Origin of the sequence: Staphylococcus sp. Ze2, assembly GCF_048568365.1 — a bacterium.
GTDB lineage: Bacteria > Bacillota > Bacilli > Staphylococcales > Staphylococcaceae > Staphylococcus > Staphylococcus xylosus.
This window is the reverse complement of sequence record NZ_CP183486.1, coordinates 874310-892509: the sequence shown is the minus strand read 5'-3', so window position 1 is coordinate 892509 and position 18200 is coordinate 874310. Positions and strand designations below refer to the sequence as shown.

Below are 18200 nucleotides of genomic sequence, written 5' to 3'. Positions count from 1 at the left end.
TATAAAAATAGGGAATCCCCTTATACTCAAAATAAAAGGATTCCCTGACATATATTTTTATTCATTAATTAATGAAAAGGTGGCATACCTAAGACTTCTTCATCAAATCTTTCTGGTATTAACACTTTACGCATGATGACGCCCAAATCTCCGTCATCACTTTCATGTTCCGCGTATACTTCATAACCACGTTTTTTATAAATATCTAATAACCATGGATGCTTACGTGCAGAGGTCCCTAAAGTTACCGCAGGTGCTTTTAGTGTATCTCGTAAGAATGTTTCTTCGACATAATTTAAAAGTTTACTACCATAACCTTTCCCATCATAAGACGGTTTTGTAGCAAACCACCAGACAAATGGATAATGAGAAATGCGACGTTTACCTTCCCAAGGATAACGAACCGTAATTGTTGAAATAATTTCCGACTCATTTTCCAATACAAATGTCGTACTTGTAATGATATTTTTCTTGACCAAATCTACATTTGCATTAACAGATGGCCAATCAATCCCTAACTCTCTTAACGGTGTAAATGCTTCGTACATTAACTCTTGTATTACTTCCGCATCGGATTCTACTGCAACTCTTATATTATAATCAGACATATCGTCACTCCTATCTATTGTTCGCACATTTATCCACTAAAATATTCCTATAATAATAAACAATTTTTGCAATCATATCAATACAATATGGCTTCTTAATAATTGAGTCAATTGATACGTTTTATAAACCTAAATCAAAATAAAAAACAGTGAGACAATCATCTATTCTTAATGAATAAACTTTCGTTACCTCACTGCTTGAGAAATGCTTAGTATTTAAATTACTTAATTCGCTTGATAAGATTCAACATAAACTTTGTCATAATTATATTAAAGTCACAATTAGTATTTTTATTAGAGATAAATTAATTGCTCAAACTATCTCTTCTACCGTTCAAATATGCATATACAAGCCCAACAAAAATACCACCGCCGATATAGTTACCAATAAATGCAAATACAATATTTTTCAATACGTGTAACCACGCCACAGCGTCAAAATCATAAAAAATCATACCTGAGTATAATCCAGCATTAAACACAACATGTTCATAGCCCATAAACACAAAAACAACCACACCACAGGCAATAAAGAATGCTCTAGATAAACCATCCTTAAATTGAATTGATACATAAATACCAATATTAATAAAGAAATTACAGAAAATAGCTTTCACTAAAATAGCATACCACGTTGCATCAACTGTTTTACCATTTACCATTTTAGTTAAACTGTTAACCATTTCTGTTGTCATAATAGGTGTGAATTTCATTAATCCAAATAGTATAAGACCACCTATAATGTTAAAGAAGAAACAGACAAGCATAATTCCAAACGCTTTATTCATTCCAATAATTTTATAATACCAACCGACAGTTAAATACATAAAATTACTCGTTAATAATTCAGAATGTGTTAATACAATTAAGACTAAGGCTAAACTAAAAGAAATAGCCCCCATTAAATTAACTAAACCTTCATTTGTTCCAGCAAACTGTGTCTTGATACCTAACATAAACACTGTAACAATAGCTAACAAAAATCCTGACATCACAGATTTAAGTGCATAACGTCCTGGCGTTTGATTAAACATAACTTCTTTCATTTGTACTTGGTTGTTAATGTTTTCAATAGTTTCATTCGACATATATGTATCTTTTATAGCCTTGTTATTATCTATCATTGACATTTAAGCACCTCTTGTAATTCATTTTTTAACACTTTTCTATACTAATAACCATATTATATTGGTTTCACTTGATATTTAATAGTGTATTCAGTAATTTTTTATAAATTTAATTTATTGCGATTTTGCAAAAATACATAAACTTCATCATATGAAAAACAAATACAGGTTTATAATTAAATGTCATTGGCCAATTATAAAAACGCTTGTGCTACTTGCTTACGACTCATTTAATACACTGAGTAAAGCTCGTAACACAAGCATTTTATTTTTGTGAAGGTATATAAAAATAGGCATTTTGATAATGATAGTGCAAATGAGAACAATCAAATGGAACCCCTGTTGTTGTATAGAATACCTGTTCATAATTTAAACTAGGATCACCTTCTACTAACCCCAACTTTTCCGCATGAGACGCATTTAATTTGTCTACGGTAAAATAAATATCTGAAAAACCGATTTTAACTTTTAGATGTTGCTCTAAATAACTAAAAATAGATTGTTCAGCAATTGATTCGTTTAAAAATAATACAATATCTTTATTAAAATATGACCGTTCATAGCAAAGAATATCATCATTTACGTATACAATACGCTCTAGCAGATAAACTGGCACGTCATCTTTTAGTTTCAATTTTTGTTGAACACTTTGAGGTGGAGTTACTTCCTCTACTCTCAAGACTTTATTTGTCACTTTAAGACCTACAATCTCATCACTAAATCCTCCTGTAGAAAATAGATTGAGGTAGCCTTCTCTTTGTTTATTACGTACATAAATACCACTACCTCGAGCTTGATATATAATTCCTCGTTTCTCTAGTACTTCTAAAGCTTTAATTACTGTACTTTTACTCACTTGGTATTGCTCTTTTAAAGTTTCAACACTTGGCAATTTATCCCCTGCTTGAAAATGCCCTTCTTCAATAAATATATTAATCTTTTGTGCAATCTGTTCATACTTGAGCATATATTTACTCCTTTAAATTATAAATTCAACTTATTATAACACGTACACGATATAAATAAACTGCACCATAATTTTTGTAAGGGTCTTTACAAATTGTACCGGTATAATTATAATGAGATTTAAATGAAACGCTTACATTTTGTTTATATAAATATATTAAGGAGTTGAAGCACGTGGCTAATAAAAACGAGATACTGGCACAACATATTTTAGACGCAGTTGGCGGTGAAGAAAATATTGTCAATAGTACGCATTGCGCTACGAGATTACGTTTAGTATTAAAAAGATCAATTCCTGATGCCAAACAAAAGGTATCAGAAATCGAAGGTGTTGTAACAGTTGTAGAAAATAACGGACAATTCCAAGTCGTTATCGGAAATAACGTTGGTGAAGTATTTAACTATTTCGAAGATTTAACAGGTGAACGCCAACATGATGACGATGATCATTCTGATAACAAAGGTTCCATACTCAATAGAGTCATTGCAACCATGTCTGCAGTATTTGCTCCGTTCATTTATATTTTAGCTGCAGCAGGTATTTTACAAGGTTTATTAATTGTCATAAATATTATTATGCCATCATTTAAAGACACAGGTACTTATGAAGTATTTAACTTTATGTCCTGGGCGCCTTTTACTTTTTTACCAATATTTATTGCTATGACAGCTGCTAGACATTTCAATGTCAATGTCTATATCGCTGTCGCTTGTACAGCTGCGCTTGTTAGTCCTGATTTAACTAACATGATTGAAAGGATTCAGGATGGAGAAACAATCAAATTGTTCGGCATCCCATTAACAGAAACAAGTTACACGTCTTCTGTTTTACCACCACTATTCTTAGTATGGATATTATCCTATGTTGAAAAATATTTAAATAAATGGATTCATGATGTTGTTAAACCTTTATTCACACCATTTTTAAGTATTGTCATCATGGTACCAATTACATTATTAGTTATAGGACCAATCACAACAATCGCTGCACACGGTATTGCAGGAGGATTTAATTATCTTGTAGACGTCGCACCATGGTTAGCAGGTGCCCTTATTGGTGGTTTGTGGCAAGTATTTGTCATTTTCGGTGTACATTGGGGTATTACACCTATGGTATTAGCTAACTTTGAACAACATCAAAGCGATTCATTCCAAGCTTTCCAAACCATTGCTGTAATCTCACAAATTGGTGCTGTAATTGGAGTCTTAATCAAGGCGAAACGTACAGAAATTAAACGTGTAGCTTCATCTGCAGGTATTACAGGCATATTCGGTATTACCGAACCATCAATGTATGGGATTAACTTACGCTTCAAAAAGCCTTTTATTATTGCATGTATAAGTGGTGCAATTGGTGCTTTTATCGCTAGTTTCTTTAATCCTAAATACTATGCATACGCTGGTTTACCAGGACCTATTACAATTGTTAACGGTTATAGTGCTGATAACCCTTCATCAATTTGGGGAATTATAATCGGATCAACAGTTGCTATACTTTTACCGATTATTTTAATTCAATTTTTAGGATACGGAGATGATACAACGGAAGAAGTTGATAATGAAACAGCTTCAACACCTGATACTCAAAGCACAGACAATCCTTTAGAAACGATTGTCTATGCACCTATTGATGGGCAAGTCGTATCACTTTCAAAGGTCAATGATCCTATATTTGCTGAAGGTATGATGGGACAAGGTATAGCTATTAAACCTGAGTCTCAAACCGTCCACGCACCTTTTGATGGTGTGGTGAGTATGATTGCAGTTAGTAAACACGCTATAGGAATTACTTCTTCAACAGGAGTAGAACTATTGATTCATGTTGGTTTAGACACTGTTCAATTGAACGGAGAAGGATTCAATATTTTAGTTAAAGAAAACGACTCATTACAACAAGGACAACCGATATTAAAATTTGATAAAAGCTTACTTGATTCAAAAAATTATGACAGCATAATTCCTGTCATTATAACTAATTCCGCTGAATTTAGTGAGACTATAGCAACAAAAGAATCAAACATAACAACAAATGATGAATTACTCACTATCATTAATAAATAATAATCTACTAGGAGGAAATTAAAATGACAAAATTACCAAAAGACTTTTTATGGGGTGGCGCTCTTGCTGCCAATCAATTCGAAGGTGGCTATGATCAAGATGGTAAAGGGCTAAGTGTCATAGATGTTATGACTGGTGGCGCTCATGGTAAAGCACGTGAAATCACTCAAGATGTAGAACCTGATAAATATTATCCAAATCATATTGGTATCGACTTCTATAATCGCTACAAAGAAGATATTGCTCTATTTAATGAAATGGGATTGAAGTGCTTGCGTACTTCAATCGCTTGGTCGCGTATTTTCCCAAACGGTGATGAAACTGAACCAAATGAGGCAGGTTTAAAATTTTATGATGATTTATTTGATGAATTATTAAAATATGATATCGAACCGGTCATCACATTATCTCACTTCGAAATGCCCTTACACCTAGCACGTGAATATGGTGGCTTTAGAAATAGAAAAGTAGCAGACTTCTTTGCACGTTTTGCGGAAACAGTGTTCACCCGTTATAAAGATAAAGTTAAGTATTGGATGACGTTTAATGAGATTAATAACCAAATGGATACAGACAACCCTATTTTCTTATGGACCAATTCAGGAGTACTTGTTGAGGAAGATGAAAATCCTGAAGAAGTTTTATATCAAGTTGCTCATAATGAACTTATCGCTAGCGCAAAAGCAGTTAAAATTGGTAAAGAGATCAATCCAAACTTTGAAATTGGTTTAATGATTTCTCATGTCGCAATCTATCCTTATTCTTCGAATCCTGAAGATATGATGGAATCGGTTAAAGCAAACCGCCTACGCTTTTTCTTCCCTGATGTACAAGTACGTGGCTATTACCCAAGTTACGCAAACAAAATGCTCGCACGTAAAGGTTACGACATAGGTTGGCAAGATGGTGATGAACAAATTTTAACTGAAGGTACTGTGGATTACATTGGATTCAGTTATTACATGAGTACAGTTGTTAAACACGACGCTGAAGCATACACTGGGGAAAATGTTACCAACGGTGGTTTAGCTAATTCAGTAGATAATCCTTATATTCAACAAAGTGATTGGGGCTGGGTAATCGATCCTACAGGTTTACGCTACACGTTGAATATATTATATGACCGTTACCAAATCCCACTATTTATAGTAGAAAACGGTTTTGGCGCAGTAGATGAAATAAATGCTAATGGCGAAATTAACGATTCATACCGTATTGAATATTTAAAAGCGCATATTGATGCTGCTATCGCTGCTGTTGATGAAGATGGTGTTGACCTTATAGGCTATACACCTTGGGGAATTATAGATATTATTTCATTTACTACAGGTGAAATGAAGAAACGTTATGGCTTAATATACGTAGACAGAGATAACGAAGGTAATGGCACGTTAGAGAGAAAGAAAAAAGCATCCTTTGATTGGTACCGTAAAGTTATTGAATCAAATGGTGAATGGTTAGATTAAATATAAGCATAATAAGAAGGTCCGAAACATATATTTATGTTTCGGACCTTCTTATTATTGTTTAAACTTACTTAATATGTGTAATCCATAGGCAAAAATACCATATCCAGCTAATGTACGTAATACCCATTTCAATGTATGATTGGGGACTAATTTTTCTGTTGCTATGACAGCTGGTATAAAAGTACTAAAAGAATATAATCCAAGTACTTTAATATATCGTTTTTTCATTAGACACACCTCTTTTCACTCTTTATTATATCTAAAAGAGCGGTGTCCTAACTGTGACATTTTTAACATTTCTTTGACTTTTATACTTTTAGTTATTTTTCAACTAATTTTGCCAAGTTGTCAAAAGTGCTATTCATACCTGCTTCAACACCCATGTCCAACAACTGTTGCGCAGCTTTAGGGTCTGGTAATTCAGCTGTAGATTGAATCATTGTAGTGCCGTCATCATTTTCTGTTAGATGAATGATATTATGCATACCTGCCATTTTTTCATCTATATTGCCATCTTTATCAGCAAAATAATCATTATAGTCAATTTTTTTAGGTTCAATAACATCATTATAATGGGTCACTGTATAACTTGTACCTTGAGGTGCACGAATTGCAAAAAATGCACCACCTCCCGTTTGTACATCAAATTTATATACTTCCGTGGTAGCGCCTTGAGGATGGAACCATTTTTCAAACAACGATTGATCCGTATAAGCGTTAAATATTTGTTGAGCTGTTGCTTTAAAATCTCGCGTAAAAATGATTTTGTTTTCATCTATTTGAATACTCATTTATGATTCTCCTTCATTCATAATGATATATGACGTGATAGCTTTAACTTTAGCATCTTTACTGTGACTTGCAAATTTAAAAATATATGTAAAATAAACTATTGAGCCATCTTGTGCAATTTGCGTCCCGTGTATTGCGCCTACTTTGCCACGTGAGATATTATCCTTCACTTCAAGGGAGGCAATATTAATTCTATGGGCTTCGAGTTCTTTATAAAAGTCACCAAAACCTTCTAACTTAAAACTTCCCGGAACTTCCCAGACAAAGTCATCAGTAACTAAGTTTGATAATTTCTTTTTATCAACTGTCGCTGAAGCAATTAAAAATGTTAACATTGTCCTTCTCTTTGGCGCATTGTCACAAGACAAATCACCTGATAATTCAAATGGAACTTCAAAATCCGTTTCATTTTTAAAATTTAAATCATGTGCTTTTAATGCTTCTTCAAGAAGTTCAATCGCTTTAGGTCCAACTCCATGAATTTCTAGTAATGCAGTACGTTTGTATTTAGATACCTCTTCTAATGACTTCACGCCTATATTATGCAAAGCATTAGTTGCTGGTTTACCTATATTTGGTAATTCTGTTAACATACCATCAACCTCCTCTTTTCTGCTTAATATACCCAAATTAAGCAGAATTAAATTCCACCTCAACTATCTTATTATAAAAGATAGTTGACATTTCCGGTTTCCTTTACTATCTTATATAGTAAGATAGCGAGAAGAGGGATGTCATGTCAGTTTCAAATCAAATGATGAAAGGGTTGTTAGATGGTGTAATTTTAGGTCTAATTGCTCAAGGAGAAACATACGGCTATGAAATTTTAGATAAATTGAGAGCTCAACAATTCCCTGAAATTAGTGATGGTAGTATTTATCCTGTGTTATTGAGATTAAGTAAAAAAGGATATGTGACTTCTATTTCCAAAAAATCAGATACAGGTGGCCCAAAGCGTAAATACTATAGCATCACAGCAGAAGGTAAAGAAGAATTAACTAATTTTGTTTACAAATGGAACTATTTAAATAATGGTATGAATAATGTAATGAGGAGTGTTTATAATGTTGAGTAAAAAGGCAGAAGATTTTTTATTAAAATTAAGAATCGAATTATTATTTCGTGGAAAAAACGAAGATGAGGTAAATGCAATTGAAGAGGAATTACGAGACCATATTACAATTGCTGAAGAAAATAATGAAAATATCGACGCTCTATTAAATACACCTATCAAGTCTTATGCAGATAAATTCTCAACACATTTAAATATGACACAGGGCTTATTCAAATATATTTTATATTTGATATCCTTCATGTTCATTATGACGACAATTCCTAGAATGTTAGATAATTCATTTCAGCTAACAATTGCTTTAATTTGTTATTTCCTCTTTATTTTTTTGGGGTCATTTATCTTTATTTTATACTTTGCCAAAAAAGTAATTATGCGCTGGGGAGACAGTAAAATAACTTATACTATTATTGGAATTTCATCTGCAGCTATTTTTGGTTTATATATATTAAGTGAATATTTATTACGTAACTACCCGCTTTATATCATTTGGTCACCTAATCAAACAACTAATTTCACACTAGGTTTAATACTTTTATTATTAACAATGCTGACTTGCTTTATTTTAAAACAAAAACTTTACGCCGGTCTTATTCTATTGTTATGCGTACCCAATCTGATTGGTACACTATTTACAGGTGGTGACTTTACGAACAAAAATTATGTAAATATTTCCTCAATTGTCTTACTGATTATATCTTGGAGTTTTATCATTTATACAATTATCAAATATTATCGCGAAAAAAAATTAGACGACTCAAGTCAATCATAAGTATAAGACCAAGACCATATAGGCGCAAACTTATCCACCACTCTAAGAAGTCATACGTGATTAAAACCGTGATATATATAAAGGACTAATCCGTATTAATACGGATTAGTCCTTTATTTTTGAAAATAAGTCTTTTTAATAAGACTCATTCTTTTATATTTAAAAACTGTATTAGTCTTCTAAAGCGAATTCTAAACTTACTTGGAATAATACATCCTTACCAATCATAACGCCACCAGTTTCAAGCGCTTGGTTAAATGTAATTCCATATTTTTCACGATTAATTTTACCATTAACAATAAATCCAGCTGTTGTAGCACCATTTAAAGGATTTTTACTTTGACCTTCATATGAAAAATCGAAAGTTTCTTCATTTGTTACGCCTTTAATTGTTACATTACCTGTAACAGATGACTCATCAGCTTTTGTTAATTCAAATTTAATTTCAGGATGGTTTTCAACATCTAAGAAATCACCACTACGTAAATGACCATCACGATCTTCTACACGTGTATCAATTGAATTAGCATTGATAGTGAAATCCCCTGATAAAGAGCTTAAATCATTTAAATCACCATCTATATTTGCATCAAATTCTGTAAATCTACCTTTAATATTAGATATCATTAAATGTTTAACTGAAAATTCAACTACGGAATGTGCTGGGTCAAAATTAAATTTTGTCATTATAAACATACCTCCAAAGTATTTAAGTTTTGTTAATATACTAATTATACCAACTATATAATATATATCAACAAAAAAAGCTTATTTTCTTTGTTTCTTTATATTTTATTCCCTTTAAATAGAAATTCATGCATTTAAAATATAAAATCTAAATGTAGGTATAATGATATTTAGTGCGCCAACATCTCTTCTTTGATTTCAGTTTTCGTTAATTTTTCAGGATAATAAGTTGGCCAGTTATCTAGTTCTTTCAACACTTTGTCTTTATCGTCACCTGTAAAAATATGGAAATGTCCTGTTTTCTTAGGCCCTATATTATGATCACTGAATTGAACATATTTTGGTAATTCCTTATTATCATCTACTAATTTATATGTGTATCTAACGCCTCTATTCCCCTTTTCATATTTCAAAATATCTTTACCATCGTAACTATATTTTCCAGTTATATCTTTCCCATTTTTGTTAAATGTAATTGTATCATCAGTGATTTTTATCTTATCTATATCTGTTTTATACCCTTTATCATAGTAAGCTTTATATTCTTTAGCAGACATAGCATCATCATCTTCAGCTTTATGCTTCATCACATCGTCTAAAGTACCATCTTTAAGATAAGGATAAACCGATTGCCAATCTCCTTTATAATCAGATAATGCTCTATCTTTAACTTGTTTATCTTTAAAATAACCATCAGAAATAGCCTTATCATGTTTCGACTCATGTTGATCATCATCACTATGGATATTATCACTTAATGCTTTATCAATATTTTTAATATTCTCTTCCATTAATTTTTGATAAGTTAAATTTTCATCTTTTTGTTGTTCTTTATTCAATGATTCCATATTATAGAATTTTAATGGTTTCGCTGATGTTTCTTTTCTTATTGTATCTGTTACTTTATTAGATACATTATCTTCGTATAATATATATTTCGCACCTGATTCTTTGATTTCTTTGACAATTTTTGTAAGTGCTTTTTGTGAAGGGTCTTCCGCATTCATATTCTGAACGCCTTTTTGGACAAAGCCATATCTGTCAGCTAGATAACCAATAGATTCATGTGAAATGAATACTGTATTTCCCTGCTTCTTACTGCTAGTTTCTTTTAACTTCTCATCAATATTTTTTAATTCGTCATTTAATTTCTTATAATTTTTTTCATAATACTTCTTATTATCAGGATCTTTTTTAATCAATTCATCTTTAATTGCTTTTGCAAAAACTTGATCATGCTTTGGATCTAACCAAACGTGTGGATCGTATCCACCATGATGATGGTGTTCACCCTGTTCGTGTTCATGATTCTCTTCGTGTTCAGATTCATCGTGATTATGTTGATCAGTAAGTAATTGTGATTTATCTAATTTATCTTCTAAAGATAGTTTTTGGTCATCTTTTTTAATTGTAGCTGCAACTTTTTTTGCAACAGGATCTAAATTATCGCCAGTATAAACGAATAAATCCGCTTTTGAAGCATTTATAATATCCTTTTGCGTTGGTTCATAACTATGTAAATCTGTACCTGCAGGATAAATAGACTCCACTTCTACATGTTTGCCACCAATCTCTTCTGCAAATGATTTTAAAGGAAATACAGTTGTATTAACTTTTATTTTTTCGTTTCCCTTATCAGAATCAGCTTTGCCACACCCTGCTAGCACCATTACTAAAGCTATAACGCTGAACATAATATATGTATATTTTTTCATTTCTAAACCCCCAAATAGTAATTGTTACGATTTATAATTATATGCCTCTTTTTTCCAAAGCGCAATAGTAAACAGAGAATTAATCGTAATTTTTACGATTTAAAATATATTATAAAAAAGCGGCGTAGCTAGACTTATATCTTAATAAGTCTAGTTACACCACTTTAATAAAGCATTTTATTATAAATTATAATGATTCACAGTATACTATACATACAATTATGTTTATTTATCTAATATTTTTTTATAATTTTTAAATTTATAAGGGTCTTCTAATTTTTCACCGCCAACATATACTGTTGGTGCTGTCTCAACATGGTTTTCTTTAGCTTGCTTTTGATCTTTCTTTGCAGCTTTCCAAGATTTACTGTCTGGCGTTGTATATTCCTTTTTAATTTTATCTTTCATATCTTGGTTTATCGTTAATTTATCTATTTGGTTATCTACTAATGATTTATTAATCCATTCCTTTTCAGAGTCTGGTTGCTGCTCAAACATTAACTTTTGAAATGTTAAATATTGATCCGGTGCAACTTGCTTAACAGCGTGACCAGCCCTTGAACCTATAATAGAGTCATCACCTAAAAATGCCATATTTACGAATTGATAATCTACCTTGTCTTTATCGACATATTCTTTTTTTAATTTAGGCATTACATTAGTTTCTACCTTTTTACAGTATGGACATTTAAAATCACCATATTCAATTATTTTAATTTTGCCATTTTCATCTATTTTATCATCTTTATGTACATGTTGATCACTTGAACATGCTGTGACTAATATCATAATAGCTACTAATCCTATACATAACCATAACTTTTTCATATTCCTATTAGTACACCTCTAACTCGTTATTTTATTTTTGTTATTCTTCCAGATCCATATTTTCTTCTTTATAATCTGGTTCATGTTTATGTAAATAACCTTTAGAATTAAAATCTTTTATATACTTTGCTTTTCCATCTTTAAACTTATAAGTATAATAATGAACTTCCTCATCATTTTTAAATGGTTTATAAGCAATTGTAACGTGTTTTCCTTTTTCATTAACGTAGATATTAGCGTCTTTTTTATCAAATTTACGTTCCACATCGCCTTTTTGTTGTTTAGCAAGTTCTTTTTGATATTGCTGTTGCTTATTTACTGCCTTATCTATTTTATCAGCATATTTTCCACTACTACATCCAGCAAGTACCAGTCCAAATATAGCAAGTAAAATCAATAACTTCTTCATAATATACAATTCACTCCTAAAACTTATCTATATCAAGTAGATATTTAAATATACATTATCACCATAAATATTATCATACACCCAATATATAAAATATACTATATCAATATGTAATAAAGCACATGATATAAATTGCTGTAACTTTTTTGAGGATTATTAGTAATCTTCATGATAACCAACTGAATGCAGTGTACAGCAATTCAATAATAGCTTTAAATCACACGTAAAAATAACTAATTCTATAAAAACACCCATTCATTTTATTAGTTATGCATTACTTAAAGTTTAGGCTTAAAAGCCAACTTTTAGTTACATATTACAATAATAAATGGGTGTTTTGAGTTATATCATTTAGTCTACTTTATATGATTGAAACTATTTGGTTATTAATCGAAGTTCAATCGCTAACGCTCCGTAATCTAACTCATCTGTTTGTGAGTATATCTGGTAAATTGATGCTAATTTTTGTGATAATTGTATATCATTGCTAAAGCCAGTCACTTGATTTGAATAATGATTCAACAGTGCTTGAAACGATGTAAATACTTCGGTTCTAATAACCTCAACTGTTATTTGCTCTGCCGATTTTAAATTTGTAAAAGTAATAAAGTCTCCACTTTGTATTTCCTGTCTTTTAGCATCATTCAGTCTCACTTCAATGGTCTTTGTACCTTCTTTTACTAATTGAAATGGTTCATCATTTAATCTCATCGAATGTTCTATGAGGCTCACGCTCCATTATTATAAATTTTCTTGTTCTTGTTCAATTTTACGTTTACTTTTCAACATAAACACACTGATTAAGCTAATAAACGAAATAATTACTGCAAACCAGAAAGCTGCATGATAACCACTTAATAGTGCTTCATGTTGTATTTGCATGGCCATTTCTTTTTTACCCATGCCTTTGTAATCACTCATATTAGGAGTGAAATCTTTTGCTACTTGACTCATGATTGTAATTAAACCTGCTGTCCCTATTGAAGCAGATATCTGTTGCACCGTATTAGTCATAGAAGAACCATGGGCGTTCATATCACGAGATAATTGATTCATTGTATGTGTCATTAGTGGCATTAATCCAAGTGCAATACCAATCATACGAATTGCATAAACAGTTGCTAGTATTGCTGCAGAAGTATTTTCATCCATTATAACAAAGTATGATGTTGTAATTACTACAATGAGCATACCGATAAATGCTAATATTTTCGCGCCATACTTTTCATATAAAAAACCTGAAGCTACAGACATAATACCCATTACGATCGCACCAGGTAATAATATCAATCCTGATTGAAGTGCAGAATCATTCATTATGTTTTGGACAAACATTGGAAGTACAGTTTCTGAACCTATCATTGATATCATTGTAAACGCCATAATAACAATACCTACTGCAAATTGGCTATTTTTAAATACTGAAAAATCAAGTAATGGTGTTTCTAGTCTTGTTTGACGGAAAATAAAAATCGCAACAAGAATTATACCTCCTATCACTGACGTTAAAACGATAGGATCGTTCCACCCGTCGCGTGAAATTGAACTTGTACCATATAGGAGCCCACCAAATCCTAATACTGATAAGGAAATGGATATTATATCAATTGGTGCTTTTCTATTTGTTCCTACGTTTTTCACAAATTTAAATGCGCCTATAAATGTCAACGCTGCAATTGGAGCAACTACATGGAATAACGAGCGCCAATCAAAGTATTCAACTAGATAACCTGATAGAGTTGGACCAATCGCTGGAGCCAAGCCAATCACTAGACCAAAAGTCCCCATATATTTACCACGTTCGTGTGGTTCAAATATATCTAGTATAGTTGTCATCATTAAAGGCATCATGATACCTGAACCAAGTGCTTGAACAATTCTTGCACTTAATAAAACTGTAAAATTCGGACTAAAGCCCGCAATAATTGTACCAATAAAGAATATTAAAATTGCCGTTAAAAATACTTGTCTTGTCGAAAAGCGTTGAATCACCATTGCCGATAATGGTATAACGACGCCGTTAGTTAATAAGAACGCTGTAGTTAGCCATTGTACTTGCGTATAATCTATATTAAAGTCTGTCATTATACTTGGTAATGCTGTAGTCAACAATGTTTCATTTAAAAGTCCGAAGAAACCACCAAACAACATCATCAATATCATTATTATTTTAGTTTTTTGAGTCATTTTTATCTCCTACATTTTCTATTAGTTTAGCCTTTGAGAAATGAGCCACATTGGTGCATTATACATATATTTTTTGAATATAACATTAAAAATACTCAAAAATATTGTAATTTTGACATATCGTTCAGAAAAGTGCTATTTTTCGATTAAATCGTAACAATTACTATTTACAAAATTGCATGTTGCCTTCATAATTACTTTTGTGAAGGAGGTCATATCTTATGAAATTAGATTTACAAACAGCACGACGTAACTTGAATAGCCCAAACATTAAAACAAGAAAACGTGCACGTAAGATTATTCAACAACATAAGCGTAATAAATAATTCATTAACTCTTTATTTATTGCAGATTAATAATTTGGTAGTGATCCCCCTAATATTAAAATGTTATAAATAAGACTTGATAAGCCCAATCTCAAGTCTTAAGTAACTAACTGCAGAATCAAATATACAAGTATTAATACACATACAAAAGGACCGAGACATGAAAACAATGCCTCGGTCCTTTTTCATATAAATTTTTGTATTATAAATAGTACTTATCTATTACCTGTAAATCATCTGTCAATTCATATATTAATGGTGCGCCTGTTTTTATTTCATAACTAATAATATCTTCATCAGATACATTTTCCAAATATTTGATAAGCGCACGTAATGAATTACCATGTGCGGAAACGAGCACAGTTTTACCGTCTAAAAGTTGTTGAGAGATTTGATCATTCCAATAGGGTATTACTCTTATTAGTGTATCTTTCAAACTTTCTGATTCAGGCATAACTCTTCTATCTAAATGTTCATATTTTCTATCATTTAAATAATCATTTCTTTGTTCTTCACCCTGTTTAGGTGGCGCAACGTCATAAGAGCGTCTCCAAATATGTACTTGTTCTTCGCCAAATTTTTCACGTGCGTCATCTTTATTCAGACCCTGCAAATCACCATAATGTCTTTCATTTAGTCTCCACGACTTTATAACTGGGATAAATAATTGATCAGATTCATTTAACAAGTGAAACGTAGTCTTAATTGCTCTTTCTAGTAAAGAAGTATATACAATATCAATTTCAATACCTTGATCTTTTAGTTTTTTACCAGAAGTAATAGCCTCGTTTTTACCTTGATCAGATAAATCTACATCTGCCCATCCTGTAAATAAATTTTCAGCATTCCAAACACTTTGTCCATGTCTACATAAAATTAATTTTGGCATATTATTCCTTCTTTCATTAAATAAAATATAATTTTTCTGTTTTTTACAGAAATGTTACAACAAAAATAATTTATGAATTATATCATAAATGCTTTCATAAAAGCATTTATGTATTTATCTTGATTCTCTATATATTAAAATTATAACAATTTACACACGTTTTTGAAATAATTGTCTTCTTTTATTCACAAAAGATACTTTATTTTTATTTCACTGTAACCTACGCGCTTTTTTATAGTGTTATAGTTGTAAACGTTGAATTAAGAAATTAAAAATGAATAAGTAAATATAGCACATAACGATTAAGAAATATAAAACCTGTATATTTCATTTCTAAACACAGGTAAAATCAATTAGGAGGATTTTTAACAATGAAAAAATTATTATTAGCATCTTTCGCATCGATTACAATTGCAGCAACTGGGTTTGGTGTAAACTCAAATGTGTCAACAGCTGACGCAGCTGAAACTCCTGTACAACAAACAACACAATCAACAAGTGATGTATACGATCAATTTATTGAAGCAGGCGGTACTAAAGCTTTATGGGACAATATTGTAATGCCAGAATCAAGTGGTAACCCAGATGCTGTAAATGAATTAGGCTATAGAGGTTTAGGACAAACTAAAGAATCTTGGGGAACTGGATCAGTTGAAGAACAAACAAAAGGTATGATTAACTATGCCGAAGAACGTTATGGTTCAGTTGACGCAGCAATTGATTTCCGTGTAGCTAACGGCTGGTGGTAAGTATAATACCTAATTTCTAGGTTTAAATAATATACACAAATACTGGGACATAAATCCCATAAAAATAGCACTTAGATGATTTAATTCATCTGAGTGCTTCTTTTTTATTCAATACTTCATATTGTAGGTCGCTTTCTTAAGGGACACCTTTATCCTGTAGCCTCAAGTGCATCACCAAAAATAACATGTTCGTATGTAACTTCACATTAAAATACTTTTAAAAAAACAAGGTACCTTCGAATAGTTTAGTAAACACTACTAAACTGAATTGACGAGATACCTTGTATATTAATTTTATAACATGACTCAACAAATATTATCAATTGAATTTTCTATTTAATCCACTACAACACAAAATGCTATATACCTATTTAGTTGTATGATATTTATGAATTATATTTTTTTATTGTAATAATCGATTTTACTGTATTGAAGCAGGTTCAGGATGCACATACACAGACGATATCCCTTTAGCATGCATATGTTGCTCTACTTTATCACAAATATGGTGCGCTTCTTCTAATGATAAGTCTGAATCTACAACGATTGTTACATCGACAAAAATACTGCTTCCATGATATCTACCTTTAATAGTATGAACATCAATCACTTCTTCAATGTCTAATACATAATTCTTATATGCTTCTAGCTCCTGTTCATTAAATCCATCACTTAATGTAAAGATAGCCTCTTTGAAAATACCGAAACCTGTATATATGATTAGTAGTCCTAAAACCGTTGCTAGTAATGTATCGATGATTGGTAAACCAAATTGAGTAAACACTAAGCCTATCGCGGTACCAATACTAACTAAAGCATCTGATAAATTATCTTTTGCAGCTGAATTAAGTGAACTACTATTTGTACGCTTAGCAAGCTTTTGATTGATAATAAAAACGACTAACATAATCACGCCACTAATAACACTGACATAAATCGTAATCGCATTTGGTGTACTGTGTTCATTAGAAAATATATTAGGCAAATTTTCAATTACTACTTGAATACCCACAAACATAATAATAAACGAAACCAGTAATGATGAAATATTCTCAGATTTTAAGTGTCCATATGGGTGGTTTTTGTCTGCAGGCTTAATAGAAATTTTCAATCCGATAATAACTGCTAATGAGACAACAATATCAGTCATATTGTTTATACTATCAGCTCTTACTGCCGCCGATTCATAAATATATCCTACTATAAATTTCAAAATAGAAAGTATAATATAGACGATTAAACTCAGGTATGCACCTTTTTGTGCAAGTTTTAAATTCTCACTTTGTGTCATGTGCTACATCCACCTTAATTGATATTGGATTATATATTATGACCTATCACAAGCATATTTACAACATTTTTTATTATATAATTATTTAATATTTTTTAGTTAATTTTTTTTTTAGCCATTCCTAAAATTTATTGTTAAATTGTGCAAAAATCAAATTATATTCTGTAAATCAAGAATGTATCTCTAAGTATTTCTATCAGCATTTTACTGTATATTTATAGAACATAACAATATTAAAAAAGCATTATCATA

Annotated in this window: 20 protein-coding genes; 6 read left to right on the top strand and 14 right to left on the bottom strand. The window is 31.2% G+C overall.

Annotated features, from left to right (window positions below; genetic code table 11):
• Positions 1-68: 68 nt before the first annotated feature.
• The 3 genes from ACM591_RS03805 to ACM591_RS03795 form a co-directional block, all read right to left on the bottom strand.
• A complete protein-coding gene (locus ACM591_RS03805; RefSeq protein ID WP_029378359.1) occupies positions 69-608 on the bottom strand; it encodes a GNAT family N-acetyltransferase in 540 nt (179 codons plus the stop codon).
• Positions 609-913: 305 nt separating this feature from the next.
• Positions 914-1732: a formate/nitrite transporter family protein gene (locus tag ACM591_RS03800; RefSeq protein WP_029378358.1), complete on the bottom strand. Its 819-nt coding sequence runs from the start codon at positions 1730-1732 to the stop codon at positions 914-916.
• Positions 1733-2000: 268 nt separating this feature from the next.
• Entirely contained in the window at positions 2001-2702 is a 702-nt protein-coding gene (locus ACM591_RS03795) for a GntR family transcriptional regulator (protein WP_029378357.1), read from the bottom strand.
• Positions 2703-2875: 173 nt separating this feature from the next.
• On the opposite strand from ACM591_RS03795, the gene ACM591_RS03790 reads away from it, so the two are divergent.
• Entirely contained in the window at positions 2876-4762 is a 1887-nt protein-coding gene (locus tag ACM591_RS03790; protein ID WP_038679080.1) for a beta-glucoside-specific PTS transporter subunit IIABC, read from the top strand.
• Between the two features lie 23 nt (positions 4763-4785).
• Positions 4786-6228, top strand: a complete 1443-nt coding sequence (locus ACM591_RS03785) for a 6-phospho-beta-glucosidase (protein ID WP_418354429.1) — start codon at positions 4786-4788, stop codon at positions 6226-6228.
• A gap of 54 nt (positions 6229-6282) precedes the next feature.
• Here the strand turns inward: ACM591_RS03785 and ACM591_RS03780 are convergent, their stop codons facing one another.
• From ACM591_RS03780 to ACM591_RS03770, 3 genes are all read right to left on the bottom strand, one after another.
• Positions 6283-6459 (bottom strand): hypothetical protein, encoded by a 177-nt coding sequence (locus ACM591_RS03780; RefSeq protein ID WP_029378354.1) that lies wholly within the window; start codon positions 6457-6459, stop codon positions 6283-6285.
• 92 nt (positions 6460-6551) lie between these two features.
• Positions 6552-7022 (bottom strand): SRPBCC family protein, encoded by a 471-nt coding sequence (locus tag ACM591_RS03775; RefSeq protein ID WP_029378353.1) that lies wholly within the window; start codon positions 7020-7022, stop codon positions 6552-6554.
• The gene (locus tag ACM591_RS03770) at positions 7023-7616 is read right to left on the bottom strand and encodes a DNA-binding protein (RefSeq protein WP_326026651.1); all 594 of its coding nucleotides are present in this window, start codon (positions 7614-7616) and stop codon (positions 7023-7025) included. It lies immediately after the preceding gene.
• 143 nt (positions 7617-7759) lie between these two features.
• On the opposite strand from ACM591_RS03770, the gene ACM591_RS03765 reads away from it, so the two are divergent.
• Both ACM591_RS03765 and ACM591_RS03760 read left to right on the top strand, forming a co-directional pair.
• Complete coding sequence (locus ACM591_RS03765; RefSeq protein WP_029378351.1) at positions 7760-8098, top strand: PadR family transcriptional regulator; 339 nt, start codon at positions 7760-7762, stop codon at positions 8096-8098.
• Positions 8088-8867: a hypothetical protein gene (locus tag ACM591_RS03760; protein WP_326026652.1), complete on the top strand. Its 780-nt coding sequence runs from the start codon at positions 8088-8090 to the stop codon at positions 8865-8867. The genes ACM591_RS03765 and ACM591_RS03760 overlap by 11 nt, the downstream gene beginning before the upstream one ends.
• 171 nt (positions 8868-9038) lie before the next feature.
• On the opposite strand, the gene ACM591_RS03755 is transcribed toward ACM591_RS03760, so the two are convergent.
• The 6 genes from ACM591_RS03755 to ACM591_RS03730 all read right to left on the bottom strand — a co-directional run bounded on the left by ACM591_RS03755 (position 9039) and on the right by ACM591_RS03730 (position 14693).
• Positions 9039-9554: a YceI family protein gene (locus tag ACM591_RS03755; protein ID WP_029378349.1), complete on the bottom strand. Its 516-nt coding sequence runs from the start codon at positions 9552-9554 to the stop codon at positions 9039-9041.
• Positions 9555-9724: 170 nt separating this feature from the next.
• The gene (gene adcA, locus ACM591_RS03750; protein WP_058625868.1) at positions 9725-11269 is read right to left on the bottom strand and encodes a zinc ABC transporter substrate-binding lipoprotein AdcA; all 1545 of its coding nucleotides are present in this window, start codon (positions 11267-11269) and stop codon (positions 9725-9727) included.
• Positions 11270-11494: 225 nt separating this feature from the next.
• The gene (locus ACM591_RS03745; protein WP_058625869.1) at positions 11495-12097 is read right to left on the bottom strand and encodes a DsbA family protein; all 603 of its coding nucleotides are present in this window, start codon (positions 12095-12097) and stop codon (positions 11495-11497) included.
• Between the two features lie 40 nt (positions 12098-12137).
• Positions 12138-12506, bottom strand: coding sequence for a cystatin-like fold lipoprotein (locus tag ACM591_RS03740; protein ID WP_029378346.1), 369 nt, complete (start codon positions 12504-12506; stop codon positions 12138-12140).
• 375 nt (positions 12507-12881) lie between these two features.
• Positions 12882-13217: an ASCH domain-containing protein gene (locus tag ACM591_RS03735; protein ID WP_029378345.1), complete on the bottom strand. Its 336-nt coding sequence runs from the start codon at positions 13215-13217 to the stop codon at positions 12882-12884.
• 30 nt (positions 13218-13247) lie between these two features.
• Positions 13248-14693, bottom strand: coding sequence for an MDR family MFS transporter (locus tag ACM591_RS03730; RefSeq protein ID WP_058625870.1), 1446 nt, complete (start codon positions 14691-14693; stop codon positions 13248-13250).
• A gap of 221 nt (positions 14694-14914) precedes the next feature.
• On the opposite strand from ACM591_RS03730, the gene ACM591_RS03725 reads away from it, so the two are divergent.
• Complete coding sequence (locus ACM591_RS03725; RefSeq protein ID WP_017722768.1) at positions 14915-15019, top strand: putative metal homeostasis protein; 105 nt, start codon at positions 14915-14917, stop codon at positions 15017-15019.
• A gap of 202 nt (positions 15020-15221) precedes the next feature.
• Here the strand turns inward: ACM591_RS03725 and ACM591_RS03720 are convergent, their stop codons facing one another.
• Entirely contained in the window at positions 15222-15908 is a 687-nt protein-coding gene (locus ACM591_RS03720) for a 2,3-diphosphoglycerate-dependent phosphoglycerate mutase (RefSeq protein ID WP_029378343.1), read from the bottom strand.
• A 371-nt stretch (positions 15909-16279) separates the two neighbouring features.
• Here ACM591_RS03720 and ACM591_RS03715 point away from each other — a divergent pair, with 371 nt between their 5' ends.
• Positions 16280-16657 carry a hypothetical protein gene (locus ACM591_RS03715; RefSeq protein WP_186335531.1) on the top strand — a complete coding sequence of 126 codons (378 nt, stop codon included), beginning with the start codon at positions 16280-16282 and terminating at the stop codon, positions 16655-16657.
• 421 nt (positions 16658-17078) lie between these two features.
• Here the strand turns inward: ACM591_RS03715 and ACM591_RS03710 are convergent, their stop codons facing one another.
• Positions 17079-17948, bottom strand: coding sequence for a cation diffusion facilitator family transporter (locus ACM591_RS03710; protein WP_029378341.1), 870 nt, complete (start codon positions 17946-17948; stop codon positions 17079-17081).
• Positions 17949-18200 lie beyond the last annotated feature (252 nt).